General features: G+C 42.8%; 24 protein-coding genes. 8 read left to right on the top strand and 16 right to left on the bottom strand.

The genetic code is table 11. The features are described from left to right. Positions 1 to 256 precede the first annotated feature (256 nt). The 6 genes from mraY to mraZ all read right to left on the bottom strand — a co-directional run bounded on the left by mraY (position 257) and on the right by mraZ (position 6,896). Positions 257 to 1,498, bottom strand: coding sequence for a phospho-N-acetylmuramoyl-pentapeptide-transferase (gene mraY / locus AC07NA_RS09220; RefSeq protein ID WP_345212126.1), 1,242 nt, complete (start codon positions 1,496 to 1,498; stop codon positions 257 to 259). Positions 1,499 to 1,573: 75 nt separating this feature from the next. Next, positions 1,574 to 3,037 carry a UDP-N-acetylmuramoyl-L-alanyl-D-glutamate--2,6-diaminopimelate ligase gene (locus AC07NA_RS09215; RefSeq protein ID WP_494897311.1) on the bottom strand — a complete coding sequence of 488 codons (1,464 nt, stop codon included), beginning with the start codon at positions 3,035 to 3,037 and terminating at the stop codon, positions 1,574 to 1,576. Next, entirely contained in the window at positions 3,034 to 5,133 is a 2,100-nt protein-coding gene (locus tag AC07NA_RS09210; RefSeq protein WP_494897310.1) for a penicillin-binding protein, read from the bottom strand. The genes AC07NA_RS09215 and AC07NA_RS09210 overlap by 4 nt, the downstream gene beginning before the upstream one ends. Further along, positions 5,130 to 5,540, bottom strand: coding sequence for an FtsL-like putative cell division protein (locus tag AC07NA_RS09205; RefSeq protein ID WP_494897309.1), 411 nt, complete (start codon positions 5,538 to 5,540; stop codon positions 5,130 to 5,132). The genes AC07NA_RS09210 and AC07NA_RS09205 overlap by 4 nt, the downstream gene beginning before the upstream one ends. Then, the gene (gene rsmH, locus AC07NA_RS09200) at positions 5,537 to 6,439 is read right to left on the bottom strand and encodes a 16S rRNA (cytosine(1402)-N(4))-methyltransferase RsmH (RefSeq protein ID WP_494897308.1); all 903 of its coding nucleotides are present in this window, start codon (positions 6,437 to 6,439) and stop codon (positions 5,537 to 5,539) included. Before rsmH ends, AC07NA_RS09205 begins: the two co-directional genes overlap by 4 nt. Then, positions 6,432 to 6,896: a division/cell wall cluster transcriptional repressor MraZ gene (mraZ, locus tag AC07NA_RS09195; RefSeq protein WP_494897307.1), complete on the bottom strand. Its 465-nt coding sequence runs from the start codon at positions 6,894 to 6,896 to the stop codon at positions 6,432 to 6,434. Before mraZ ends, rsmH begins: the two co-directional genes overlap by 8 nt. A gap of 344 nt (positions 6,897 to 7,240) precedes the next feature. Between mraZ and AC07NA_RS09190 the strand changes: the two genes are divergently transcribed. Beyond that, positions 7,241 to 8,419, top strand: a complete 1,179-nt coding sequence (locus AC07NA_RS09190; RefSeq protein WP_494897306.1) for a DUF4419 domain-containing protein — start codon at positions 7,241 to 7,243, stop codon at positions 8,417 to 8,419. Positions 8,420 to 8,442: 23 nt separating this feature from the next. Here AC07NA_RS09190 and AC07NA_RS09185 read toward each other — a convergent pair whose 3' ends face one another. Next, positions 8,443 to 9,204 (bottom strand): response regulator transcription factor, encoded by a 762-nt coding sequence (locus AC07NA_RS09185; protein WP_494897305.1) that lies wholly within the window; start codon positions 9,202 to 9,204, stop codon positions 8,443 to 8,445. A gap of 88 nt (positions 9,205 to 9,292) precedes the next feature. Here AC07NA_RS09185 and AC07NA_RS09180 point away from each other — a divergent pair, with 88 nt between their 5' ends. The 3 genes from AC07NA_RS09180 (at position 9,293) to AC07NA_RS09170 (ending at position 11,723) form a co-directional block, all read left to right on the top strand. Next, the gene (locus tag AC07NA_RS09180; RefSeq protein ID WP_494897304.1) at positions 9,293 to 9,559 is read left to right on the top strand and encodes a hypothetical protein; all 267 of its coding nucleotides are present in this window, start codon (positions 9,293 to 9,295) and stop codon (positions 9,557 to 9,559) included. An 18-nt stretch (positions 9,560 to 9,577) separates the two neighbouring features. Beyond that, positions 9,578 to 10,297 (top strand): DUF3667 domain-containing protein, encoded by a 720-nt coding sequence (locus tag AC07NA_RS09175; RefSeq protein WP_494897303.1) that lies wholly within the window; start codon positions 9,578 to 9,580, stop codon positions 10,295 to 10,297. A gap of 109 nt (positions 10,298 to 10,406) precedes the next feature. Continuing rightward, positions 10,407 to 11,723, top strand: a complete 1,317-nt coding sequence (locus AC07NA_RS09170; protein ID WP_494897302.1) for an energy transducer TonB — start codon at positions 10,407 to 10,409, stop codon at positions 11,721 to 11,723. 28 nt (positions 11,724 to 11,751) lie between these two features. Here the strand turns inward: AC07NA_RS09170 and AC07NA_RS09165 are convergent, their stop codons facing one another. The 4 genes from AC07NA_RS09165 to AC07NA_RS09150 form a co-directional block, all read right to left on the bottom strand. Next, on the bottom strand, positions 11,752 to 12,165 hold the full coding sequence (locus AC07NA_RS09165; RefSeq protein WP_494897301.1) for a hypothetical protein: 414 nt from the start codon (positions 12,163 to 12,165) through the stop codon (positions 11,752 to 11,754). A 152-nt stretch (positions 12,166 to 12,317) separates the two neighbouring features. Then, positions 12,318 to 12,737, bottom strand: coding sequence for a hypothetical protein (locus tag AC07NA_RS09160; protein ID WP_494897300.1), 420 nt, complete (start codon positions 12,735 to 12,737; stop codon positions 12,318 to 12,320). Positions 12,738 to 12,801: 64 nt separating this feature from the next. Then, positions 12,802 to 13,965 (bottom strand): glycoside hydrolase family 172 protein, encoded by a 1,164-nt coding sequence (locus tag AC07NA_RS09155; protein ID WP_494897299.1) that lies wholly within the window; start codon positions 13,963 to 13,965, stop codon positions 12,802 to 12,804. 386 nt (positions 13,966 to 14,351) lie between these two features. Continuing rightward, positions 14,352 to 14,789 (bottom strand): hypothetical protein, encoded by a 438-nt coding sequence (locus tag AC07NA_RS09150; RefSeq protein ID WP_494897298.1) that lies wholly within the window; start codon positions 14,787 to 14,789, stop codon positions 14,352 to 14,354. Positions 14,790 to 14,947: 158 nt separating this feature from the next. Here AC07NA_RS09150 and AC07NA_RS09145 point away from each other — a divergent pair, with 158 nt between their 5' ends. Then, positions 14,948 to 15,406, top strand: coding sequence for a hypothetical protein (locus tag AC07NA_RS09145; protein WP_494897297.1), 459 nt, complete (start codon positions 14,948 to 14,950; stop codon positions 15,404 to 15,406). A gap of 156 nt (positions 15,407 to 15,562) precedes the next feature. Here AC07NA_RS09145 and AC07NA_RS09140 read toward each other — a convergent pair whose 3' ends face one another. Next, complete coding sequence (locus tag AC07NA_RS09140; protein ID WP_494897296.1) at positions 15,563 to 17,428, bottom strand: CocE/NonD family hydrolase; 1,866 nt, start codon at positions 17,426 to 17,428, stop codon at positions 15,563 to 15,565. A 603-nt stretch (positions 17,429 to 18,031) separates the two neighbouring features. Between AC07NA_RS09140 and AC07NA_RS09135 the strand changes: the two genes are divergently transcribed. The 3 genes from AC07NA_RS09135 (at position 18,032) to AC07NA_RS09125 (ending at position 19,909) form a co-directional block, all read left to right on the top strand. Continuing rightward, positions 18,032 to 18,895: a sterol desaturase family protein gene (locus AC07NA_RS09135; protein ID WP_494897295.1), complete on the top strand. Its 864-nt coding sequence runs from the start codon at positions 18,032 to 18,034 to the stop codon at positions 18,893 to 18,895. A 107-nt stretch (positions 18,896 to 19,002) separates the two neighbouring features. Then, entirely contained in the window at positions 19,003 to 19,380 is a 378-nt protein-coding gene (locus tag AC07NA_RS09130; protein ID WP_494897294.1) for a hypothetical protein, read from the top strand. Between the two features lie 40 nt (positions 19,381 to 19,420). Then, positions 19,421 to 19,909, top strand: coding sequence for a hypothetical protein (locus AC07NA_RS09125; protein WP_494897293.1), 489 nt, complete (start codon positions 19,421 to 19,423; stop codon positions 19,907 to 19,909). 167 nt (positions 19,910 to 20,076) lie between these two features. Here AC07NA_RS09125 and AC07NA_RS09120 read toward each other — a convergent pair whose 3' ends face one another. The 4 genes from AC07NA_RS09120 to gap all read right to left on the bottom strand — a co-directional run bounded on the left by AC07NA_RS09120 (position 20,077) and on the right by gap (position 23,577). Next, the gene (locus tag AC07NA_RS09120) at positions 20,077 to 20,586 is read right to left on the bottom strand and encodes an REP-associated tyrosine transposase (RefSeq protein ID WP_494897292.1); all 510 of its coding nucleotides are present in this window, start codon (positions 20,584 to 20,586) and stop codon (positions 20,077 to 20,079) included. A 265-nt stretch (positions 20,587 to 20,851) separates the two neighbouring features. After that, positions 20,852 to 22,042 (bottom strand): phosphoglycerate kinase, encoded by a 1,191-nt coding sequence (locus AC07NA_RS09115; RefSeq protein ID WP_494897291.1) that lies wholly within the window; start codon positions 22,040 to 22,042, stop codon positions 20,852 to 20,854. 101 nt (positions 22,043 to 22,143) lie between these two features. Continuing rightward, positions 22,144 to 22,578: a GNAT family N-acetyltransferase gene (locus tag AC07NA_RS09110; protein ID WP_494897290.1), complete on the bottom strand. Its 435-nt coding sequence runs from the start codon at positions 22,576 to 22,578 to the stop codon at positions 22,144 to 22,146. Continuing rightward, complete coding sequence (gap, locus tag AC07NA_RS09105) at positions 22,579 to 23,577, bottom strand: type I glyceraldehyde-3-phosphate dehydrogenase (RefSeq protein WP_345212146.1); 999 nt, start codon at positions 23,575 to 23,577, stop codon at positions 22,579 to 22,581. Between the last annotated feature and the right edge of the window lie 7 nt (positions 23,578 to 23,584).

Raw genomic sequence — 23,584 nt, 5'->3', positions numbered from 1 at the left:
TTTAACTCACCCGGTCATCGCTTCGCTTGACCACCCTCTCTGCTGCGCAAAGAAGGGTTTATATTTTTTCGCCTCTGCACTCCCCTCTTTGCGTAGCAGAGAGGGGTTGGGGGTGAGTTAACTTGTTCGCCATTTCAACTCACCCGGTCATCGCTTCGCTTGACCACCCTCTCTGCTGCGCAAAGAGGGGTTTATATTTTTTCGCCTTCGGCTTTTTGCTTTTACCTTTCAGCTTTCCGCCTTTTACCTTTCCGCCTTACCTCAACTTCAGCGTTATCACTGTTACAATGGCCAGCAGGATACAAATGATCCAGAAGCGGGTTACAATTTTTGATTCGTGATAACCTTTCTTTTGATAGTGGTGGTGCAATGGTGCCATTAAAAAGACCCGCCTGCCTTCGCCGTATCGCTTTTTAGTATACTTGAACCACGATACCTGCATGATCACTGAAATATTTTCGACCAGGAAAATACCGCACAGCAAGGGCACCATCAGTTCTTTACGTATCATAATGGCAAATACCGCTATAATACCGCCTATCGCCAAGCTGCCTGTATCGCCCATAAACACTTGCGCCGGGTATGAGTTGTACCACAGGAAGCCTACACATGCCCCCACAAACGCGCCCGCAAAAACCACCAGTTCGCCCGAATTAGGGATGTACATGATGTTCAGGTAATCCGCCATTACCGTGTTACCCGATACGTATGCCAGCAATGCCAAGGTAATACCTATAATGGCAGACGTACCTGTGGCTAATCCGTCGATACCATCGGTTATGTTGGCACCGTTTGATACGGCGGTTATAATTACTATTACAAAGAACAGGAATACCACCAATGAGTACTCTTCGTAGCCTGCACCTAAAAACTTCAATACCTTACCGTAATCAAACTCATTGTTCTTGTAGAACGGCATGGTGGTTTTGGTAGAGTGGATATCCTGGGTATACACCGGCGCGTTATCGCGCATGTGGAAGGTTACCGGGGCATCATATATTACAGGCAGTTTCACTTCCTGGCGAATCACTATATTATCGTTGAAGTACATTGTCCAGCCGATGATAAGCGCCAGGCCAACCTGCCCGGTGATCTTAAACCTGCCGGCTAATCCCTCTTTATTCTTTTTAAATACTTTAATATAATCATCTAAAAAACCGATAGCCCCCAGCCAAACCGTGGTAATTAGCATCAGGATGATATAAACATTCGACAACCTTGCAAACAACAGCGTAGGTATTAAAATACCCAGTATAATGATGATACCGCCCATGGTTGGGGTACCCGATTTTTGCATTTGCCCTTCCAGCCCTAAATTCCGCACCGTTTCACCTACCTGTTTGTAACGCAGGTAATCGATCAGCCTGCGGCCGTATACCGTAGTAATTACCAACGAGGTTATTACAGACATAGCCGTACGGAACGTGATGTACTGAAACACCCCCGCCCCGGGTATCTTGTAATGTTCGTTTAAGTATTGAAATAGATAATACAGCATGATTTTTTGATGTGCATATATGCAGATGTGCTGATGGGCAGATTTGCTTTATGCTTTTAATGTTTTATCTGTTTACTAATCGGTTAAAAGTTTAAACTGCGCCAATAATTCCTCCATGTCATCAAAGTGGTTTTTCACGCCTTTAATTTCCTGGTAGGTTTCGTGGCCTTTGCCTGCTAATAGTATAATGTCGCCGGGTTGAGCCAGTGCGCAGGCCGTTTTAATGGCTTCGCGCCTATCGACAATACTTAACACATGGCGTTTAAATGCCGGATCAACACCTTCTTTCATTTCTTCGATGATCTGCGCCGGATCTTCGCTGCGCGGATTATCTGAAGTAAGGATCACCTTATCGCTCCACTCGCAGGCCACCTTAGCCATTATAGGGCGTTTAGTTTTATCCCTGTCGCCACCACAACCTATTACGGTGATCACTTTTTCGTTTCCTTTGCGGATATCGTGCACCGTGCTCAACACATTTTGCACGGCATCCGGCGTGTGCGCGTAATCAACTATACCGATCACCTTATTAGGTGCAACCACATAATCGAACCGGCCTACCGCGCCCGATAGTTTGCTAAGGCTGGTTAACACTTTTGCCTTATCCTGATCGAGCAGCATGGCAGCGGCGTATACCGCCAGTATGTTGTAGGCATTAAATGTACCCACCATACGGAACCACACCTCTTCATTATCAATATGCAACAGCAAGCCGCCAAACTGATTTTCGATGATGCGTGCACGATAATCGCCCATGCTTTTTAAAGCATAGCTTTTACGGTGCGCTTTGGTATTTTGCAGCATCACGTTGCCGTTCTTATCATCGGCATTGGTGAGCGCGAAAGCGTTTTTAGGCAGGTTATCGAAAAATGCCTTTTTAGCATCACGATAGCTGTCGAACGTTTTATGATAATCTAAATGATCGTGCGTTAGGTTGGTAAATATGCCTCCCGCAAATTTCAAGCTACCCACACGGTGCTGCGCTACCGCATGCGAGCTTACTTCCATAAAGCAGTAATCGCAACCGGTGGCTACCATATCGGCCAGTAGCTCGTTAAGCGCTACGGGGTCGGGCGTGGTATGGGTTGATGGGATTACTTTGCCGTTAATTTGATTTTCAACGGTAGACAGCAAGCCACATTTATAGCCCATATCGCGGAACAGCTTGTATAAAAGCGTAGCGATGGTAGTTTTTCCGTTTGTACCGGTAACACCAACCAACTTCAATTGTGCCGATGGGTTATCGTAAAAATTAGCGGCAACGATGCCCAATGCGATGGCCGAATTGGCAACCATCAGAAAATCAACTTCGCCGGTTACGTGTGCTGGTAACTCTTCGCATATTACCGCAATAGCGCCATCTTTAATCGCCTTCTCAATGTAATCGTGCCCGTCAACCACAGTGCCTTTTACGGCCACAAACAGCGAACCCGGCACTACCTTACGCGAATCAAAAACCACTGCCGTGATCTCTACATCAGCACTTCCCTGCAATTCGGTGAATGCAAGGCCTTCCAGTAAATCACTTAAGTACTTCATTGCAGTTCTAATGTTATTTTTGATCCTCTTGGTATAATGCTGCCACCCGTTACCGATTGTGTTTTAACCACTCCGCTACCGTGTACAGTTACCTTATATCCCGCGTTGCCCATTACATAAAGGGCATCGCTTAAGCCCATGCCTGTTACCGCAGGCACAGCACCTTTTTTAACTCTTGTTTCTTCAAACGCTATCCCGTTGCTGGTATCAATGCCATTATCAATAGCGCTGGCCGATGCATACAGCGGCTTAACACCTAATTTGGCGTACACCTGTTTTAATGCCTTCGGGTTGCCTTGTTTTACACTTGGCAATATGGTATTACCTACCAGGTGCGTTGGCGGTGTTTGGTTAATATCCAGATCGCTTGAGTAAACCTTATCGGCAACTTCCCTGAAAACCGGACCGGCAACCGCCGCGCCATAGTAACCATTCTTAGGGTCGTTAATTACTACGATGAGCGAGTACTTAGGTTTATCTGCCGGAAAATATCCACAGAAAGAAGCCTGGTACTGCCTTTTAGCACGGTAACCCTTATTACCATCGGCCACCTGCGCCGTACCCGATTTACCTGCTATGCTGTAAAGCGGGTTGTAGATAATATTTTTACCGGTACCTTCGGTTATTACCCCTTCCAGCATTTTGTGCATTTTGCTTAGTGTAACATCCGAACAGATCTTCTCGTTGATAACACGGGCATTAAAATGCTCAACCGTATTGCCCAAACGCCTTATCTCGCGCACAAAAACCGGCGATATGTATTTACCATCGTTAGCTATGGCGTTGTAAAACGACAGCATTTTCAATGGTGTTAACTGCATTTCATAACCGTAGGCCATTTGCGGCAGGGTCATGTTTTTGTTCCAGCTCCTGTTTTTAGGGTTTTTTACTACAGGCTGCGCTTCACCCGGGATCTGCAATTTAAGCAGCTCGTTCAGGTGCCAGTTATACAGGTGATCGGTAAAGTCCGACTGGTTATTGCGGTAATGAGTATTAACCAAAAACGCAACTGCCGCGTTTGATGATTCTTCAAAAGCCCTTTTAACCGTTACCGTACCGATGCTACCATGCGAATCCCTGATCATTTTGCCCGGAATTTGATAGTTACCCGTACCCACCATGGTATTGGTATCCACCTTATGATCTTCCAGCAGAGCCATGTACGAGGCTACCTTAAAGGTAGAACCCGGATCCTGGTTACCGGCAATAGCGTAGTTAAATTTCTCTTTATATACGCCGGTGCTTACCTTGGTAAAATTGGCTACCGCGCGCACTTCGCCGGTGGCCACTTCCATCAGTATTACCGCGCCGTGGTCGGCATCGCTTTTTATCAATTGTTTTTCCAACGCGCTTTGCGCAACATCCTGAAAGTTTACGTCGATGGTTGAAATAATATCGGCACCCTCTTTAGGCGCTACATCATCATCTTCGTTAACAGGCATCCAGGTGCCACCGGCAATACGGTGCATCAACCGGCGACCTTTTTCGCCATTAATATATTTCGCGTAAGCACCCTCTAAACCAACCGCGTTAGCCACGTTATCATTTTTATAACCTATGGTACGCGATGCCAGTGTTTGGAAAGGCAAAATGCGCTTGTTTTGCTGTATAGCTATCAGCCCGCCTTTGTACCTGCCCAAATTAAACATCGGGAACTTGCGGATTTTTTTCAGCTGCTGGTAAGTAACCTTACGCTTAACCAAATAGTAACGCTCTTTATCTTTACGGGCCTCACGCAGCCTGCGGCTGTAATCGCGGGCAGATTTATCGCCGAAAAACCCGGCAAGCTTAGCACCCAGCGAATCTACCTTTTCGTAAAATATCTTATCATCTTCAATACCGCCGGCCAGCATATCCATGCGCAGCTCGTACTCGGGTACCGAAGTAGCCAGCAAACTGCCATCAACAGAAAAGATGTTGCCGCGACTTGCCTCAACATCTACATAACGGATAGATAAACTATCAGACATGGACCGCCATTTTTTGCCCTGGGCAAACTGAACCCTACAAAGCTGAAAAACCACAGCAGTGGCGAAAAGTAATATCAGCCCGAAAGCGATATATACCCTGAGTAATATATTGGTACGTATACTCATTCCTCGGCCTCCTCTTTGATGGTTATTTTTTGCGGCGGTTCTGTAGTAGCCCTTATACCCAGCGTATCGGCCCGTTTTGAAACCTCGGTAACCGTGCTGCGGTAAGCCAGCTCGGCTTTAGCCGATTTATAATCCCATGTAAGTTCTTTTACTTCTTTGCTTATCTTATCAATATCGCGCAGGTTCTTTTCGGCAAGGTGCCTGTTGGCAATATATAGCATACACAAAAAGGCTATGTAAAACACAAAAGGAAGCGCGCTCGTAGCCGCTTCGGTGGTTACAAATCCTTTGCTGAAAAACTGCGTTAAAAAGTTGTCGGGAATTTCCTTTGCAGGTTTTTTCTCCTCAACTACCAATTGCTTTTCAGCTTCTTCTTCCTGAATTTCTGTACGTAAACGATTCGTCATTTTTTTACAGCTATCCTTAGTTTAGCGCTCCTTGCCCTGTTATTAATTACTATCTCTTCATCTGTTGCTGTTATAGCCCCGCGGCTTACAGCATCAAACGGTTTTTGATCATTACCATAAAGGTCCTTCTCTACCTCACCGCTGAATTTGCCTTTGGCGATGAAATTTTTCACCAGCCTGTCCTCCAGCGAGTGGTATGACATTACTACCAGTTTACCACCGGTGCCCAGCACCTCGGCCGATTGCATTAAAAAATCTTTTAATGCCTCCAGCTCTTGGTTAACCTCTATCCTGAGCGCCTGAAAAACCTGCGCCAGGTATTTATTTTCCTTCCCTCTCGGGATAAGGTTCACTATCGCGTTCTTCAGATCGGCCACGGTCACTATCGGCGCGTTAAGCCTGTAGGTTACTATGGTTTTGGCCAGCGTTTTAGCGTTCTGAATTTCGCCGTAAATACCAAATATGCGGTGCAAATCGGCCTCGCTGTACGTATTTACTACTTCCTTCGCGCTCAACGTATCCGCCTGGTTCATGCGCATATCCAGCTCGGCATCAAAGCGGATTGAAAAACCCCGCTCGGCCTGGTCAAACTGATATGATGAAACCCCCAGATCGGCCAGAATCCCATCAACCGGGATAGCGCCATGCAAACGGCAAAAGTTTTTCAGGTACCTGAAATTCTGGTCAACAAACGTAAGCCTGTCATCATCCGGGATGTTTTGCTGCGCATCGGCATCCTGATCAAAAGCGATCAGCCTGCCATCGCTACCCAAATGCTTCAATATCTCACGCGAGTGACCGCCGCCGCCAAAGGTTACATCTACATAGGTACCGCCGGGCTTTATATCAAGCGCCTCAATACACTCCTGCAACATAACCGGTACATGGTAATTACTCATTTATCATTCTCCCGGCACTGCCCATTACTCTCTCTGCCATCGCGGCAAAATCATCAGGAACGCTGTTCATCAACTTATCGTAAGCAACAGGTTCCCATACCTCTATCTTATTCAGCTGGCACGACAGGATAACCTCGTTGGAAATACCCGCGTAATCAAGCAGTGATTTTGGCAAAAGCACCCTACCTGCCCCATCAACTGATAAACCCATAGCCCCGCGGGTAAAAAAGCGCAGGAAATCGCGGTTTATCTTGTCATATTGATTAAGTTTGCTTAAGTCATTCACTGTATTGTCCCACTCTGTTTTGGTATAAATTGTCAACTGTTTTTCAAAGCCGCGTAATATCACAAGGCCCTCATCTTCAACTCCGGGGAGTTGCTTTTTGAGGTCCGAAGGGATCATCATCCGCCCTTTGGCATCCAGTTTACAATCATATTCTCCTAACAAATGGGCCATTATAGTCTATCGGCAATTTTTGTAACGTAAAAGTAATTTACTTTTACCACTTTCTACCACTTTTTCCCACCAAAAAGTTATCAACATTTTTTGGGGTGGTTTGGCGCATCCCTGCAAACGCGAAAACCCGGCTATGGGCCAGGTTTTTAGGGGTTAGAAATACAGATTTTACAGGTTAGTTTATATTGAGCTGTTTCGAAACCACATTGCGCGTTAGTGCCGGCCGATAGCTCAATAGTTTTCCCATTATTAATCAATACGCAGGAAAAAACGGAGAGCACTAAATATAAAGTCATATTGAATAACCTATATTTATCCAATTATAAACCTCAACCATTAATTGCATGAATAAGTTAACTTTTGTGCTTTGCCTTATCTTCACCTATTGCGGTACACAGGCTCAAACCTATCAAATAGAAAAGCTGACTAAACCGGAAAAGCTTTTACCCACAGTATCCGGCGATATGTTGTTTCAAAACATTGATAAAAACATCGTTAAACTTTCTGTGGCTGATGAAATTGTGGACCTCGGAACGCACGCGCTCATTTTAGGATATTTAAGGGCATATCAAAATCACTACCCCATAACTATTAGCCCGGATATTATGTGGTTGCTCATCTCTAAAGGGTTCGCAAACCATGTAACCAGTAACCCCGAAAAGCTAAGGGCTAAGCTTGTAAATTTTGAAGGAAAAAAGACTTTGCAAGTAATTCGTAACTCAAAAGAGCTTACGAACATGAAAGATTTCAAGTGGGAAACCCTATTTCCAGAATTTAGCGAACAGATAGCCAATTTTACCGGTAAAGAATTGGTGGGAAATTTAACGGCTGATTTTAGCACAACCACTTCAACTACCCGACTTGCAAGCCAAGTGATGATCATGGAGTCGATGAAAGAATTTTTCAATTATAAGGTTAAGTTTATAGGCTGTGGCATACCTGAAGTAACTATTGAAGGAAGCGTTAAAGACTGGAAAAAAATTCTCGCTCGCCTGGACTATTTATCCCGCTATGATTTAACCTGGTGGACATCTGAACTGAAACCCGTAATTCAAAAGATCATTGACACAAAGAACGGAAAAGTTGACAAGCAGTTTTGGATGAACATGATCAAATACCATAAAACAGGCATATATGGTTCATACGATGGTATTGACGGTTGGCTGTTAAAATTCTATCCTTATTTAAATGCCGGAAGTATGCCGGAGGAGAACGCAACAAAAGACAATAAAATTATTGATATACCGGTAGCTAATACAGACGATCCGGCATTCAAAACCAAAACTCTATATTTAAAACGATCTCAGTTTAAAGAAATTAAAAATGTAGACGACTTACCCAAAGAGCTGTCTAACGTGCCGTTTATAGTTGAAATAGAAGATGGATCCGGCAAAATAAAACAATCTTTTAATATGGAGCTCTGGGCGGGATTTATGGGTGTCGCACAAAATCCAAAAACATTTAATATTACGCCGGTGATCGGCTGGGCAGTAAATAAGAAATCGGAAAATAAGATTGAATAGTTTAACTTTAGTAATGCACGCCCTTAAATAATCTTGCTGTTTACCGCATAAGCCAGGGCCTCTACTATATTACTTACATTCAGGCGTTCAAAAATTCGGCGGCGGTAATATTTAACGGTATCGGGGGCTACAAATATTTTTTCGGCAATTTGGTTAATGGTTAGTCCCTGCGCGTGCAGGTGCAGTACTTCGATTTCGCGTTTGGTAAGTTTAGGCTTAACCAATCTTAGCCAAACCTGGTTTGTTGTATCCAGCTGCCATATTTTATCGGTACCCTGTTTGGTAATAAAAGCATTGCCCGCCTGCTGATGATGCGAAATGGAAACAACGCAGATGGCCTTCCACATTTTGCCTTCGCTTGTTAAAAACAGGGGTGTAAGTTTATGGTTGATCAGCACCGGCCTGCCATCCTTATTAATGAGGTGAAAATCGTAAGTGATGCTGTACTCTTTCTTTTCGTTACCGGGCACTTTATCAAAAAAGTCAAACCCGGCCTGGTTAATGGCAGTCAGCAATTGCAGGTCTTGCTCGGGCACATTTTTAAAATAGAACTCGTATCCCATAGCCAGCACCTGCGCGGCTGTGTATCCGCTTAAAAACAAGGGGTTATCTGATACATACTCAAACCCCATCTTTTCATAATCAATTATATACACGCTCTTGTACGTTAAGCGCGCGAATGATCTTACGGCTTCCAGGTAATCGTGCTGTTGCAGGTAATCGGCCTCGGCCACCTGGTTCACCTTGTTACGGGTCAGTAAGCCGTTTGTAGTATCATTTTTCATCAGTTAACGCTAAGTTACAAATCTACACCAAAGTGTAGTTAGCAAGAAAATCCCTTTTTTAATTTTTGTAGCAAAGCATTATCGCATTATGGAACAACTCTCGGCATTAAGTTTAACTGAATTAACAGCGCGACGAACAAAGCTAAAAAGCATTTTGATCACCTCTATTACCCTCGCCGTGGTTTTGCTTTTTGTTTATGCCTACCTGTATTTCTTCAAATCGAAAAATATATCAATAGGCTCGCTGGTTCCATTAATGGTACTGCCCATCACCTGGCTGCCTATCTTTAATTCGTTAAAATCATTAAACGGCGAGATCAGCTCGCGTAAGCAGGAAGTAGCTGCCAATAACTAATCCTTCATTATTGTACTCATGGTAAATTGCGCGCATTGCAACACTGATATAACGCTTAACTACTGCCCGCAATGCGGACAATCGGCTAAACTTAAACGGATAGACGGGCATTACATTCAGCACGAAATATTACACATCCTCCATTTTGAAAAGGGCATACTTTATACTGTTAAAGAACTTTTGCTGCGCCCCGGCAAAAGCATACGCTTGTTTATTGCCGAAAACCGCGACAGGCTGGTAAAGCCCATCGTATTCATCATTATATCATCGCTGCTTTATACCATTGTTAACCATACTTTTCATATTGAGGAAGGCTATTTTCATATAGAAGATATGAAAGGCTCATCAACCAACGCGATGAACGAGTGGGTACAAAGCCACTACGGTTACTCAAACATAATTATAGGCGTATTCATAGCGCTTTGGCTAAAGCTTTTCTTCCGCAAGAGCGGTTACAACTTTTTCGAGATACTGATACTGCTATGCTTTGTAATAGGTATGGGCATGCTGATATTTACTATTTTTGCCGTGGTTGAGGGCTTAACCAAACTCAAAGTATTACCCGTTTCGGGCGTTGTTTACTTTATATATTCAACATGGGCCGTAGGGCAGTTTTTCAACGCTAAAAAAATAGGCGGCTATGCAAAAGCGTTCGCGGCTTACTTATTAGGTTTACTCACCGTTAGCCTCATCACCCTGATCATAGGCATCAGTATCGATCTGCTTATCAAGCATTAACCAAAAACCATATACATAACAACAAAAAGCCTTTGCAACTGCGGAGGCTTTTGTTGTTATATGTTATTTGATGAAATTAATTTATATTTGATTACCAAATAACCTCATCATGAGAATCAAATTAATTGCCATAGCCTGCATTTTCTTTAGCACAACTGCATTCGCCGGGCATTCTTTAAATTACAGCATTACAGATAGCTTAAAAAAAGACAGCGTTCCGGCTCAATTTCCGGGCGGGGTAGAAAAATTTTACGAGTTTCTTCAAAACACTATCAAGTACCCGGTAATATCAAGATTAAAAGGCAAACAGGGAAAAGTTGTATTAAGCTTTGTATTAGACAGCACAGGACGGGTTGGCAAAGTTAAAATTAAGAAAGGTTTAGATGCTTACTGCAATAAGGAAGCATTAAGAGCGGTAAGCGCAAGCCCCGATTGGATCCCCGCAACACTTAAAGGTAAAAGAGTTGATTTTACGTATACCATGCCGGTAAAATTTGCAGAAACAATTAGTATAGCGGGTGCAGATGTTATGATGAACGGCAAATTACTGAAAGGCTACAACAGCTTAAAGAAAATCAATACCGATAGCCTATATTCAGATGTGATTGAACCTTCTTTGGCAAAAGCGATTTTGGGGCCAAAGGCTAATAAAAAACTTTTGATCTATAACAATATTGTTGTAAAACCGGAAGGCTATGATGAGGCCCATTTTAAACAAACATTTAAGCTGCTTAAAAACATCGACACCTCAAAAGTGCAGTTAAACGTGTTTGATAAGGTATCCACATTAGATGAATGGCGTACATACCTCACTAAGGACAGCCTGGTAGGGTTCTATGTATTCCCGAACATAAACTCAAGCTTAAAGCCCTTAGATAAAAGCAAATTAGGTATCGTATCATTGATTAGCAAAGCAGGTGCTGAAAGGCGTAAGGAAATTAAGAGCAATTTATTAAAAAACATTATCGCTTATAGAAAAGGCGCCGAACCATTGAGAAAAGAACTGGTGGTTATTGATGGCTATATTTTTAATTCTGAAACAATATTTAACCGTATAGACACCGGCGTTATCGAAGGAGTGGATATCATATCTTCTGAAAAAGCGGTGAGCTTATTTGGTGCTAATTACAAGAATGGCATCATATACCTTTATACCAAAAGGTATCGCTACAGCAGGCCGTATGACGATAAATTACAACTGGCAAAACTGGTAGAGCAGTATAAAAAAGAAAATAAGCCCCCTGTTAATGATGTTATATTTTTAAATGATAATGAGCTAATTGACTTTGAACGACTTAAAAAGCTATCAAGTACTGATATTCAATATGTGAATATAATCAGTAAGAAAGAAGCACAAGCCTTTTTTGGCAAACAAGAACAAAATGGGCTGATATACGTTGTAACAGCCCCTCAAAGCACCAATTAAAATTGGATAACAACGTCATTAATAACGCTTAATTTACCTTTATTTGTTCCAGCCCCGAAATGCGTGCTACGTGGCAGGCACATACGCCGCCGGCAATTTTAACGGTATCGCGCAGTTGCTTGTTAGTGGCGCTATCTGTAGCCGTAAGTAAAATATCGTCGCCCGCTTCTGATATGCGTTTGAGGTCGCTATCGTCGGCTATGGTAAATGTACTGGCCGTTATGTTGCGGTTATCGGGATGGGTAATATCTTCTTTAGTGCGCAGGTTTACGGCCTTGTAATTTTTTACCGCCGCGGGTTTGCCTGCATTATCCACATAGCTTACAGGTACGCTGGCAAATATCATGGTGCAAATTTTATCGGGGCATTTTTGTGTTTGCAACCTTTTGCTGCATGCAGCAAATACAATAACTAATAACGGGAAGTACAGGAGTTTTTTCATAATGTTTTTTGGTAAGATGTAATGCCGGTTAAGCTATACAAAGCTAAGCAGTATTTTTATAAGAAGTTATTGGGATGACGTTTAAAAAGATAAGACCCGGCAAGCCGGGCCCCATCCTCAATTAAACACTATTATTTTAAGAAGAAGAACCTTTAATCGAATTTTACCTGATCAGGCCCCGAAACCTTGCTAATATGGCAGGCGCATTTACCACCGGATACCTTCAGGATAGCCTTTTTAGTTTGGTTAGTTGTTGTTGAAGTAGCCGATACCTGGATTTCATCACCACCGTCAGTCAGATTTGCCGTATGGCTGTCATCAATTACCGCGAAAGCACCGGGAACCGTGTTGATACTCGCGTTCACCATACTTTTAACGGTATCTTTTGTGCGCAAATTAATGGCGTGGTAATCTTTCACCTCGGTAGGGTTACCATCCTTATCCAAAAAGCTTATCATAATATAAGCGAAATTGGCCGTGCAAATTTGCTCGCCACAGGTTGACTTTTTAGTTTTACTGCATGCCGATGCCAGCAATGCTACAGCTAAAATGGCTAAAATACTTTTACGCATAATCGGGGCTTTGTACCTGATACGGTGATGACTACCAAAACGCAACAGCCACTCGAAAATATTTTTAGTTCACTTCCAGTTCGTCCTTTGAGGGTAGTTTCGGAAATTTGGCATGAGGCTCGCGCTGGTACCAGTAGGCCACCGTTATAATATCCGACTTTTGAGCCAGGTACCGCCCGCCATCGCGCCAGCCCAAATCCTGAATGGTTACTTTTAAATCTTTATCAAACCTCACCGGATCCATAATATGCCAGCGATACAGGCCAAACCTTTGCTGTGCGCGGTATGCGCCATCCGGGCGGATCACCTGGTGCAAACCCGCATAGGGCGTACAAAATTCCACATACTTACCTCCCCTGTCGAAGTTGTACGATCCGCAGAAATAATCTTCGGTGCCGGTACCTGCAATGGTGGGATATTCCTTATCGCCATCCATGTAAAACTTGATTTCGCCCTCGCCCCACCAACCATTATTGTTTACACCGATGCCCATGTAGGTGCCCACGTACTGCCCTTTACCTTTTACACCATCCAATATGGTATGTACCGATGTGGTGTTCGGATTTGAACGGCGGTATTGGACATGAAAGTAAGCTTCGTCGTTCCCAACTTCGGTAAGGGTATAATTGATCTGGTAGTACAGGCGCATTTCGGCGGCCTTGTTTATATTTTCTAAAGTGACCCTGCATTTTTTGCGGAATGGCATTTTCCAATAGCAGTTAAAAGCGCTGCCGGGGTTAACCGTTACCGGCAAAGAGTTGAGCGGCGCGTACTCGTTCCACCCCATCCCGAAGAACGCGCCTACAGGTGCTTCTACTGATGGTTCGGTTTCATCATCCCAATAAAAACGCAGGATAGAGAACTGCCAGTTACCTGTAGGTGTCATCCATATTTGCTGTATAGCGCCGGGGCCCTCCATTTCGGCAATGGTAATGGTTTCGCCGGGATTAACGATAATAAAGGGGTTCACTTTCCAGCCGATACCTAAATCGCGTGATTCGTTAGCTGCATTGGCCACATTGCGTTGCCCTTTGTTCTTCACCGGGTCGGCCGTGGCTCCTTTTCCTTTGCCACCCGTAAAATTTTCCGGACTGATTGACCGTGTTTGCGCATCCGACAATCGCGAGAGATTGCCCAGGTTCATATCCAGTCCGTTGAATTTAGCAGGTTGCTGGGCATAGCTGTTGATAACTAAGCATAGCAATAAAAAGGAAAGTAGTATTTTCATAGCGGTGTGGTTTTAGTAGTTTGTTGGTACAAGCTAACCAAAGTTAATTATTTGAGGGAATAGAGCAAACGAGACTTCGATGGAGATGTTTAAGCGTAGATTTTTAACCGCGGAGGAAGCGGAGGTTTGCACGGAGTTACGCGGAGGGTTGGCAGATGGCTTTTTGACTCACCCTGTCATCGCTTCGCTCGACTTCCCTCTCTGCTGCGCAAAGAGGGAGTTTTGTTTTTTAATCTCCTCTTTTATCTTTTCTCCCCTCTTTGCGCAGCAGAGAGGGGCTGGGGGTGAGTTAACACAGGCTTCATTTTCGGTATTCAAAAACAAAACCCGGCCTGAACCGGGTTTTACACAACAATTAAACACTAAGAAGAATTAAAAAGCGCTTTTCAATTGTCAAACTTTATTTCGTCGGGACCGGAGATCTTTTGTACGTGGCAGCCACATTCGTCTACCCCTACCTTTACAATGGCTGTTTTGGTTTGGTTGTGTAAAGAATCTGTGCCGCTTACTTTCAGGTCGATGCCTGCTTCGGTTAGTTTATCTTTGTAGGAATCGTTTACTACGGTATAGTATCCCGGAGTGCGTAACTCATTGATACCAATACCCAATGTTCCGGTTTCTTTTATGGTAATCGTATCTTTTGTTTGCTGATTAACTACGCTGTAGTTTTTAACGATGATACCGCTCCCATCCTGCTTCAAAAACCGAAAACCTACCGAAGCGAATATTTCAGTACATACCCGGTTACTGCATTTACCACTGTCCTTTTTATCGCACGAAGCCAATACGGCAACCAGCAATACCATTGTTAATTTCTTCAGCATAATAATTAGTTTATATAAGTATTACGCAAAGCGATGCGGATATGTAACAGGAGGAGTATAATTTAAATTAGAAGAAGTACGCTATAATTATACCAAATGCAAACTGTGCTGATGAATTAATAATTCAGTATCTTAATATTTTTATATTGATTCATCATATGACTAAAAATGACAAGATCATCAACCTGCTTAATTTCATTAATGAAAATGAAATTCATGAATGGGGATACTGGGAATGGGAAATCCATGAAATAGTAACAAAACTCCAAGGCTTTAATCAAGATGATTGGATTGATTTAAAATCGATACTATTAAAATTGACTTCTTATCAACAGAATTGTATTGCCGATGCACTTGGTGAACTTAAGACTACACAGGAAGACACCGAGATGTTATACGGAGAGATATTCTTGAACACTACTTATATAGATACAATTGAGTACTTATTACAGAATTTAGTAAATATCGGCACTAATCAATCAACAGACTTTTACATGAAAGTTTTAAAGCGATTAGAATATATTGAGAACGAATATTCAGGGATAGATTTCAACCATAGCAAAAGACATAAAGAATGGATTATAGAAATAATAAACAACGATATAAGTATGCGTTAAATAGCCTCCATTTATTAGGCTGAAGATCTAATCATACCCGCCGTCATGCCGAAGAATTTCGGCATCTCACAGGACAAATTGGATAAGCAACATTTCTTGCCAGTGAGATGTTGAAATAATTCAACATGACTTGTACTACATAACTACCTTACCATCTCACATTACCCTCACCTTCAAATAACTCGGATGCGTTTTTGAGGTATACACCTTGTGGGTGGCTTTTTTGAAATCGTTATCCTTAGCTTTCATAATATCCTGAAACTGTTGGGTATTCCTGTCGATAAGCGGGAACCAGGTGCTTTGTACCTGCACCATTATGCGGTGTCCTTTTTTAAAGGTGTGCAACAGGTCTTGCAGTTCAAAATTCACCGGACTTACCTTACCGGGGACAAACGGCACGGGCTTTTCAAAACTGTTGCGAAACTTGCCGCGCATGGCCTCGCTGCGTACCATTTGCTGGTAGCCTGCCGGGTTTACATCTTTTCCGGTGAAATTCCCTGCCGTAGTGGTGTCGGGATATACGTCAATTACCTTTACCACCCAGTCGGCATCAGTACCTGTGGTGGCTACTTTAAGGTTGGCCCAAATGTTACCTGCAATGGTTACATCGTCGGTTAATACGTCGGTTTGGTAAGTTAGTACGTCCTTTCTTTTGGCGGCAAAACGCTGGTCGGCGGTCATGTATTCCCTGTTCATATCCATGCTGATACCATCTATGAACGGCACCGGATTGGCCGGGTCTGATACGAACTCGTCGAAGCTGTCCTTAGCATCGGCAGGCGCGATGAACGATAGTTTACCATTGGGTAAAAAGTACAGGTTCTTTTCTGTAGCCTCTTTTGGCGGCCATACATTGTAGTTATGCCATTTGTTGGCGCCGGTTTCAAAAGCCGATATTTTAGGCAAATCAAGACCGGTACCTTTCAGGTAATGGCTAAAAAATTTGAACTCGATATTTTCGCGGTAGAAGGGAGACGTTGCCGCCCCAAAATCAACATCGCCTAAATGATCGCCATTGCCACGTGCCCAGCCGCCGTGCACCCATGGCCCCATAGCGAAGTATATGGGCGTTGCAGGATTTTTTTGCGCCAACGTTTTATAAGTATTGATGGCACCGTAAAGATCTTCGGCATCGTACCAACCGCCGGTTACCAGTACAGCGGTTTTAATATCGTGCAGGTGTGGCAATACGTTGCGGTCTTTCCAGTGTTGATCGTAATTGGGGTGATCCATCATTTCGTTCCACAGGCGAATGGTATCCTTATAATATTTCACGTTAGAGTTACGCATCGATCCCATTTCCATGAAGAATTTATAACCATCCTCTGTACCCGGATCAAAGTCTTTTCCCCTGCGCTGGGTGGGTTTATCATCCTGCCTGTTGGTAAAGCCGGGGTAAAAGCCAAAGTTAGCCACCAGCATAAATGCTCCATTGTGGAAGGCATCATCGCGGTACAAATCGGCAATGGGTGCCTGCGGCGACGCGGCCACAAGGGCGGGGTGACGGCTCAATAATGCCGTAGTAGTATAAAAACCCGGATACGATATGCCCCATACCCCTACCTTGCCATTGTTATTCGGCAGGTTCTTGATCAGCCAGTCGATGGTATCATAAGTGTCGGTACCTTCATCAACGTCGTTATTGGTTTTGTGCACTTCTTTTTCGGGGGTCATCTCCTCATAAATGCCTTCACTCATCCAGCGGCCGCGTACATCTTGGTACACAAAAATATAACCGTCTTTCATAAATAATTCCGACGGGCCAAGGCTGCCCTTATATTTATCGGTTCCGTAAGGGGCTACGCTGTAGGGCGTGCGGTCCATCATTATGGGGTATTTCTTCGACTGATCTTTAGGAACATATACCGACGTGAACAGCTTTTTGCCATCGCGCATGGGTATCTGGTATTCGTACTTAATGTAATTTTCTTTTACATAACCGGCATCAGGGGTTTGCGGCTGCGCGAAAGTAACAAACGCCAAAAGCATAAAGCTAAAGGCGAACAATGTGGCTTTTTTCATTTTTACGAGGAAATTAACGGCTAAATGTAGTGAAAGTTAGGAAAACGAAGTGTTGTAATTGAGAAAGGCAACAAGTAATACTGAAGCATTACAGCCGCTTAAACGAGTTAAATATTGTTAAAACCTATATAATTATCATTAAACAGCTTATTTTTATATGCAAACACCGGGCAAAGCCGGTTTAGTTCCTAATCCTTATCGTTAGCAATATGCAACACAGCAAATTTATACAAGCACTTACGTTAACAGGTTTTGCATCCCTCATTACCCTGTTCTTGCTTTACCGAACAGGTAAACTTAACGACTATATACCGCAAGATTCATCAAACCTGCAAACAAGCCATAACGGCGGTACTATAACAAATACCCAAAAAGATACAGTTACCCGTGCTGATCTCCAGCGAATATTGATGTCGTCATCTAAGTCAATTGTCCTTACAAAACCTTTGAGGCTTACGCCCGACACAGGAAAAACAAGGCTTACAAAAAATATAAAATCATACGCCGACTCTGTAAGCAAACCCAAAAACACATCTATTAAACCTGTTAAAAAAGCACCCAGCAACCCAAACAAAAAATTGACACCATTAAAAAGCAAAAGCCATGAATTTTTTACAGTTATTGCTTGCTACAGGTGCCAGTCTGCTTTTTTTAGCGTTGGTATTTATCCCGATGGAGAAAGTATTTCCGGCCAGGACGGGGCAAAAAGTATTCAGGAAAGAGTGGCTACTTGATCTCTGCCATTTTATAGGTCAATACTTGTTTTGGAGCGGGCTTGTATTAGCTGTACTTAGCTATTTCGGCACATGGCTGGATCATATTATACCTGTTGGTATACGCAATGCGATAAAAACACAACCTTTTTGGCTACAGACCATTGAGGTTATCTTTTTTAGTGACCTGCTTATTTACTGGGGTCACCGGCTGCAGCATAAGGTAGATTTTTTGTGGCGATTTCATAAAGTACACCACAGCACCGAACATTTAGACTGGCTGGCCGCCCACCGCGAACATCCTTTAGATTCTATCTATACCGTTGGCATCATCAACCTGCCAGCCTTTATCATGGGTTTCAATTTAGATACCCTGGCTTTAGTAGTTGCTTTCCGGGGAATATGGGCAATATATATCCATTCCAATGTGAAGTTGCCTATCGGTCCGCTGAAAATGCTGATCGGCTCGCCGGAGCTTCACCACTGGCATCACGATAAAGAACGCGACCGCGGCAACTACGCTAATATTTCACCATTAATGGATATACTTTTCCGCACGTATACTTGCCCCGTAAATGAACCCGCCGACTACGGTATTAAAGAAAATTTCCCGAAAACTTACTTAGCACAAATATTGAAGCCCGTATTACCTGCTTTTATATGGAAACTTTTCAGTCGTAAAACGAGAAGGGAAAGAGAAGTGAAGCAGGGGGAGTTTGATGGCTTGATAACTGTGCAGACTTATAAAAGCTAAAAAAATATCCGAAAGGTGGTGCGGTAATAACATCACAGGCGGCAACAAAACACCCTATCTATTATATTTAAACATAATTTAGATGATAAACCTAAACTCTTTAAAAAATGAAAAAAGCACTCTTATCTCTTTTTCTTGGATGCTTCACTAACAGCGACCAGCTTGTGAATACCAATTGGACATTAAAGGTTTCAAATAAGTGCAGCAGTACATTAAGTTTTAATACCGACTATAAGGTTACTGAATATGATTGTGAACTCAATTATAAACTAAAGGGCACTTATAAAACACTTAAAGACGGTTTATTTATCACAATAAGAGACGACTCCCATTCGGAAGACAACGGAAAAACCTCTTATTATATTGATAAATATTTAATAAAAAGCAATGCGTTACTTTACATAGGCACCAGTACCTTACATCAAGGTAAATGGAACTATAAAAAAGGCGAGAGAAACATAATTTACCACAAAATCAGTAATTAATAAGGTTACTTCTATTTGCTTAGAGAAACGATAATAAATAATGAAACCGAAAATTCTACTTCTTCTATCTTTTATAGTTACAGTGATAATTAGCTGCAATTCAAATACTGTACATAACAAAGCTGACGTTCACGAACAGAAGAAAAAAGCTTCAAACATCTTGAAAACCAATGTTCTGGAAGGCTATAAAATGGTGCACACTTACAAAGATAGCAGCAATAACGTAACGGGAAAAGTATTTATAAAACCTATTAAACATAAATACTTCCATAATTTGATCATCGTTAATCAGAAGAATGGCCAGGACGAGATCCTTTATAAGATTGACAACAATGTGTGGAGTAATCCCAATGGAGTAGATTTAAAAGCTTATCCAGATGAGAATTTTTATGCCTATAACATATCTCTAAAAACAAATAACTACATTTTAATTGCGCTGGTTGATAAGTTCGGCACTGAGTATTCGGATTATATGGAAATTCGTTGGAAAACTGAAAAGAAGATTTTTGAGATTGAAAGGACGCCGTGATGGCAATAGTTAATAATACCTAACAGGCTTTACGAAGCTTTAAAAACTTCGTAAAGCTGACAACAACAAAAAAGGCAACCTTATCCGGATTGCCTTTCTCTTATATTGTTATGGTAACGATTACTCGTTTCAGCCTGTGGTAGGTGTTATCACCGCACCACTTACATTCATATATGTTCCATGTAATGAGTTAACATACTATTTTTAGCATTAGTGCTATAATATGCCGCCGATGAAAACAGATAATCTTCCGGCGAATTACAGAGGTCGGCTTTTACCGGATTATCATGAATATAATCCAGTTTTTCTTCAAAAATCTTTCTGCTGTACATAGTAGCTATATGTGGTCGTCGTTCCCAAAACTGATATTGACGATCACTTTGTGTACTTAAATAAGCATTTAACTGTTCAGGATAATTATTCTGTAAACTGAATTTGAGTTGCTGAGCTGTAAACTTTGAGAAATGCTGCTCCACATTTTTATTTAACCAGTCATCTTGTTTACGCCAAAGTATGTGTACATGATTGGGCATAATTACATAACCATAAAGCCATATCCTCTTATCGTTAACCAAGAAGTTCAAACTATCCAAAATAATTTGTTTGTGTTCATCCGGTTGCAAAAGCAACTGCCAGTTTAAACAGGTAGCAGTGAAAAATTCAATACCGTTATGCATTGTTAAATGTATTAGTTGCTGGTGCAGTGGATAAAGAGGAAAACTTATCGAAAGGTGGTGCGGTGATAACACCGACCACAGGCTGCCAAAAAAGCATCATGCATACTGGTAAAACGGTTTCATAAATTTTCCTTTTCGAAAGGTGGTGCGGTGATAACACCGACCACAAGCTGCATACCACAGGCCGCATCAGTGACAAAATAAAGGTTTCACAAAAAAGGCAACCTTATCCGGTTGCCTTTCTCTTATATTGTTATGGTAACGATTACTCGTTGATGGCTTTTACGCCCGGTAGTTCTTTACCTTCCATGTACTCTAACAATGCGCCGCCGCCTGTTGATACATAGCTTACTTCGTGGGTAAGGTTAAACTTAGCAACCGCTGCTGCCGAATCACCACCGCCTATCAGCGAGAACGCGCCATTTTCGGTAGCGGTTACTACTGCATCTGCTACGGCTTTGGTACCTTTTTCAAATTTTTCCATTTCAAAAACGCCCATCGGACCATTCCATAAAACGGTTTTTGATTCGGCTACTACCTTGCTAAATACAACGATAGAATCCGGACCGATATCTAAACCCATCCAGCCATCTTTAATATTATCGTTTGGCGCGATGTCGGTATTGGCATCATTGGCAAAGTTATCTGCAATTACAGAATCGGTAGGTAATAACAGGTTAACGCCTTTTTCTTTAGCTTTTTCAATCAGGCTAAGGGCAAGATCAAGCTTATCAGCCTCAACCAGCGATTTACCAATTTGGCCGCCCTGCGCTTTAGCAAAGGTATAAGCCATACCACCACCGATGATCAGGTTATCAACCTTGCTTAATAATGCTTCGATCAGTTCAATTTTATCAGATACCTTGGCACCACCCATAATTGCGGTGAAAGGTTTGGCAGCGCCGTTCAATACCTTTTCGGCATTGGCCAGTTCGCCCGCCATCAGGTAACCAAAGTATTTGGCATCAGGGAAAAACTGCGCGATAACCGCTGTTGAAGCGTGCGCACGGTGAGCGGTACCAAAGGCATCGTTCACGTATATATCACCTAATTTTGATAGTTTTTCGGCAAAGTCTTTGTCGCCTTTTTCTTCTTCTTTATAAAAACGAAGGTTCTCTAATAACAACACTTCGCCTTTTTCAAGCTCGCCTGCTTTTTCAACAGCCTGCGCGCCAATGCAATCATCAGCAAATTCAACCTGCTGACCCAACAGATCAGACAAATGTTTTACCACGTGCTTCAATGAGTATTTTTCGGTCGGGCCATCTTTTGGTCGGCCAAGGTGCGACATCAGGATAACCGCGCCGCCATCTTTCAATATTTTTTTGATAGTAGGCAGGGCAGCTGTTATGCGGTTGTCGTCGGTAATATTGTAATCCTTATCAAGAGGTACGTTAAAATCAACCCTGATTAGGGCTTTTTTACCGGCAAAACTTATTTGATCTATTGTTTTCATACTATATCTGTGAGTTATTAACGCTCAGGGGCGCAAAATCAGCATTTTATTCCAAAAAGCGAATGTCAATTGTTAAAAAGATAGTTTTTTTAACTCAAACGTTATCTTATTTTAACATACATAACGTAGTGTGGCCCTATCCCGGCAATTTCGAATTCGGGCGATACTATTTCAAAACCCATGTTTAAATAAAAGCCGCTGGCCACCTTACGGGCATTACACCACATATAGTTGGCCTTTTGGCCGCGCAGGTACACTATGGCAAAGTTAAGCAGCTGGTTACCATAACCTTTGCCCCTGTATTTTTCAATAGTGGCCATACCGCGCAACTGGTAACCCGTACCATGAAACTCGCCATACCCTTTAGGGTGGAACGATGCCACGCAGGCCAGTTCGTCGCCTATATAATAACCCAGGTGGAAAGCGCCTTCCAGCTCATCACCGGGAAAGATGCATTCTTCGTTAGTCAGCCTTCCTTCGCGTAATACCTCGTTGCGGATGGGCAGCAACTCTTCAACCTTTATAAACTTTACCATTTATTTGAGCAGACTTATTTTTACAACCAGGTCGGCAAGGCGGCTTGAGTAACCCATTTCGTTATCGTACCAGCCAACTACTTTTACCAGGCCCCCTACTATAGAGGTAAGCTGCGCATCAAATATACAACTGTGCGGATTATCTAAAATATCAGTCGATACTATCGGATCTTCGGTATACTCCAAAATATCCTTGAACGAACCTTTCGCGGCGGCATTTTTAAAAGCTTCGTTGATCGCTTCCACTGTGGTATCTATTTTAAGACTACAGGTAAAATCAGTTAACGAACCATTTAACACAGGTACCCGGATGCCCGCGCCGCCTAAACGACCTTCGAGATGCGGAAAGATATTGGTAATGGCCTTGGCCGCGCCGGTTGTTGTTGGGATGATAGATGCCGATGCCGCACGTGCACGGCGCAGGTCTTTATGCGGGGCATCGTGCAGGTTTTGGTCGCCGGTCATGGAGTGTACGGTGGTAATATAACCATCGATGATACCCCAGTTTTCGTCGAGTATTTTCACCATGGCGGCCACGTTGTTGGTGGTGCATGATGCGTTCGACAGGATAGGCGATGTAAGATCAACGTCCTTATCGTTAACCCCTAACACCACTGTAGGCACGCTTTTATCAGTAGGCGGGGCCGATATAATTACTTGTTTGGCACCTGCTATAAGGTGTTGTTCGGCACCTTCCTTAGAGGTAAATTTCCCGGTTGATTCTATCACCAGGTCAATATCCAGCTTTTTCCAGGGCAGTGCCGATGGGTCGCGCTCGGCAAAAACCCTTATTTCGTGATCGTTGATGTACAGGTTATCGCCATCAAAATCAACCTTGCCTTTAAAACCCCGGTGAACGGAGTCGTACTTAAAGAGATGGGCAAGCGTTTGTGTATCGGTAAGATCATTTATGGCCACCACATCAATACCCGGCCTGTTTAAAATGCTCCTTAAAAAGATACGGCCGATACGCCCGAACCCGTTAATTGCTATCCTCATTATAATT

It is taken from the genome of Mucilaginibacter sp. GW821-FHT07G05 (assembly GCF_059418565.1).
The sequence above is the reverse complement of the archived record's forward strand: the minus strand, read 5'-3'. Positions and strand labels throughout refer to the sequence as shown.

Excerpts from the sequence above, each read along its gene's own strand:
- AC07NA_RS09130 (WP_494897294.1), top strand. The coding sequence starts at position 19,003 with ATGAAAAAAGCACTCTTATCTCTTTTTCTTGGATGCTTCACTAACAGC.
- AC07NA_RS09170 (WP_494897302.1), top strand. The coding sequence starts at position 10,407 with ATGAGAATCAAATTAATTGCCATAGCCTGCATTTTCTTTAGCACAACT.
- AC07NA_RS09175 (WP_494897303.1), top strand. The coding sequence starts at position 9,578 with ATGGTAAATTGCGCGCATTGCAACACTGATATAACGCTTAACTACTGC.
- AC07NA_RS09150 (WP_494897298.1), bottom strand. The coding sequence starts at position 14,789 with ATGCTGAAGAAATTAACAATGGTATTGCTGGTTGCCGTATTGGCTTCG.
- AC07NA_RS09125 (WP_494897293.1), top strand. The coding sequence starts at position 19,421 with ATGAAACCGAAAATTCTACTTCTTCTATCTTTTATAGTTACAGTGATA.
- AC07NA_RS09180 (WP_494897304.1), top strand. The coding sequence starts at position 9,293 with ATGGAACAACTCTCGGCATTAAGTTTAACTGAATTAACAGCGCGACGA.
- AC07NA_RS09160 (WP_494897300.1), bottom strand. The coding sequence starts at position 12,737 with ATGCGTAAAAGTATTTTAGCCATTTTAGCTGTAGCATTGCTGGCATCG.
- AC07NA_RS09110 (WP_494897290.1), bottom strand. The coding sequence starts at position 22,578 with ATGGTAAAGTTTATAAAGGTTGAAGAGTTGCTGCCCATCCGCAACGAG.
- mraZ (WP_494897307.1), bottom strand. The coding sequence starts at position 6,896 with ATGGCCCATTTGTTAGGAGAATATGATTGTAAACTGGATGCCAAAGGG.
- AC07NA_RS09120 (WP_494897292.1), bottom strand. The coding sequence starts at position 20,586 with ATGCATAACGGTATTGAATTTTTCACTGCTACCTGTTTAAACTGGCAG.
- AC07NA_RS09145 (WP_494897297.1), top strand. The coding sequence starts at position 14,948 with ATGACTAAAAATGACAAGATCATCAACCTGCTTAATTTCATTAATGAA.
- AC07NA_RS09135 (WP_494897295.1), top strand. The coding sequence starts at position 18,032 with ATGAATTTTTTACAGTTATTGCTTGCTACAGGTGCCAGTCTGCTTTTT.
- AC07NA_RS09215 (WP_494897311.1), bottom strand. The coding sequence starts at position 3,037 with ATGAAGTACTTAAGTGATTTACTGGAAGGCCTTGCATTCACCGAATTG.
- AC07NA_RS09185 (WP_494897305.1), bottom strand. The coding sequence starts at position 9,204 with ATGAAAAATGATACTACAAACGGCTTACTGACCCGTAACAAGGTGAAC.
- AC07NA_RS09210 (WP_494897310.1), bottom strand. The coding sequence starts at position 5,133 with ATGAGTATACGTACCAATATATTACTCAGGGTATATATCGCTTTCGGG.
- mraY (WP_345212126.1), bottom strand. The coding sequence starts at position 1,498 with ATGCTGTATTATCTATTTCAATACTTAAACGAACATTACAAGATACCC.
- AC07NA_RS09205 (WP_494897309.1), bottom strand. The coding sequence starts at position 5,540 with ATGACGAATCGTTTACGTACAGAAATTCAGGAAGAAGAAGCTGAAAAG.
- AC07NA_RS09140 (WP_494897296.1), bottom strand. The coding sequence starts at position 17,428 with ATGAAAAAAGCCACATTGTTCGCCTTTAGCTTTATGCTTTTGGCGTTT.
- AC07NA_RS09115 (WP_494897291.1), bottom strand. The coding sequence starts at position 22,042 with ATGAAAACAATAGATCAAATAAGTTTTGCCGGTAAAAAAGCCCTAATC.
- AC07NA_RS09190 (WP_494897306.1), top strand. The coding sequence starts at position 7,241 with ATGAATAAGTTAACTTTTGTGCTTTGCCTTATCTTCACCTATTGCGGT.
- AC07NA_RS09165 (WP_494897301.1), bottom strand. The coding sequence starts at position 12,165 with ATGAAAAAACTCCTGTACTTCCCGTTATTAGTTATTGTATTTGCTGCA.
- AC07NA_RS09155 (WP_494897299.1), bottom strand. The coding sequence starts at position 13,965 with ATGAAAATACTACTTTCCTTTTTATTGCTATGCTTAGTTATCAACAGC.
- gap (WP_345212146.1), bottom strand. The coding sequence starts at position 23,577 with ATGAGGATAGCAATTAACGGGTTCGGGCGTATCGGCCGTATCTTTTTA.
- rsmH (WP_494897308.1), bottom strand. The coding sequence starts at position 6,439 with ATGAGTAATTACCATGTACCGGTTATGTTGCAGGAGTGTATTGAGGCG.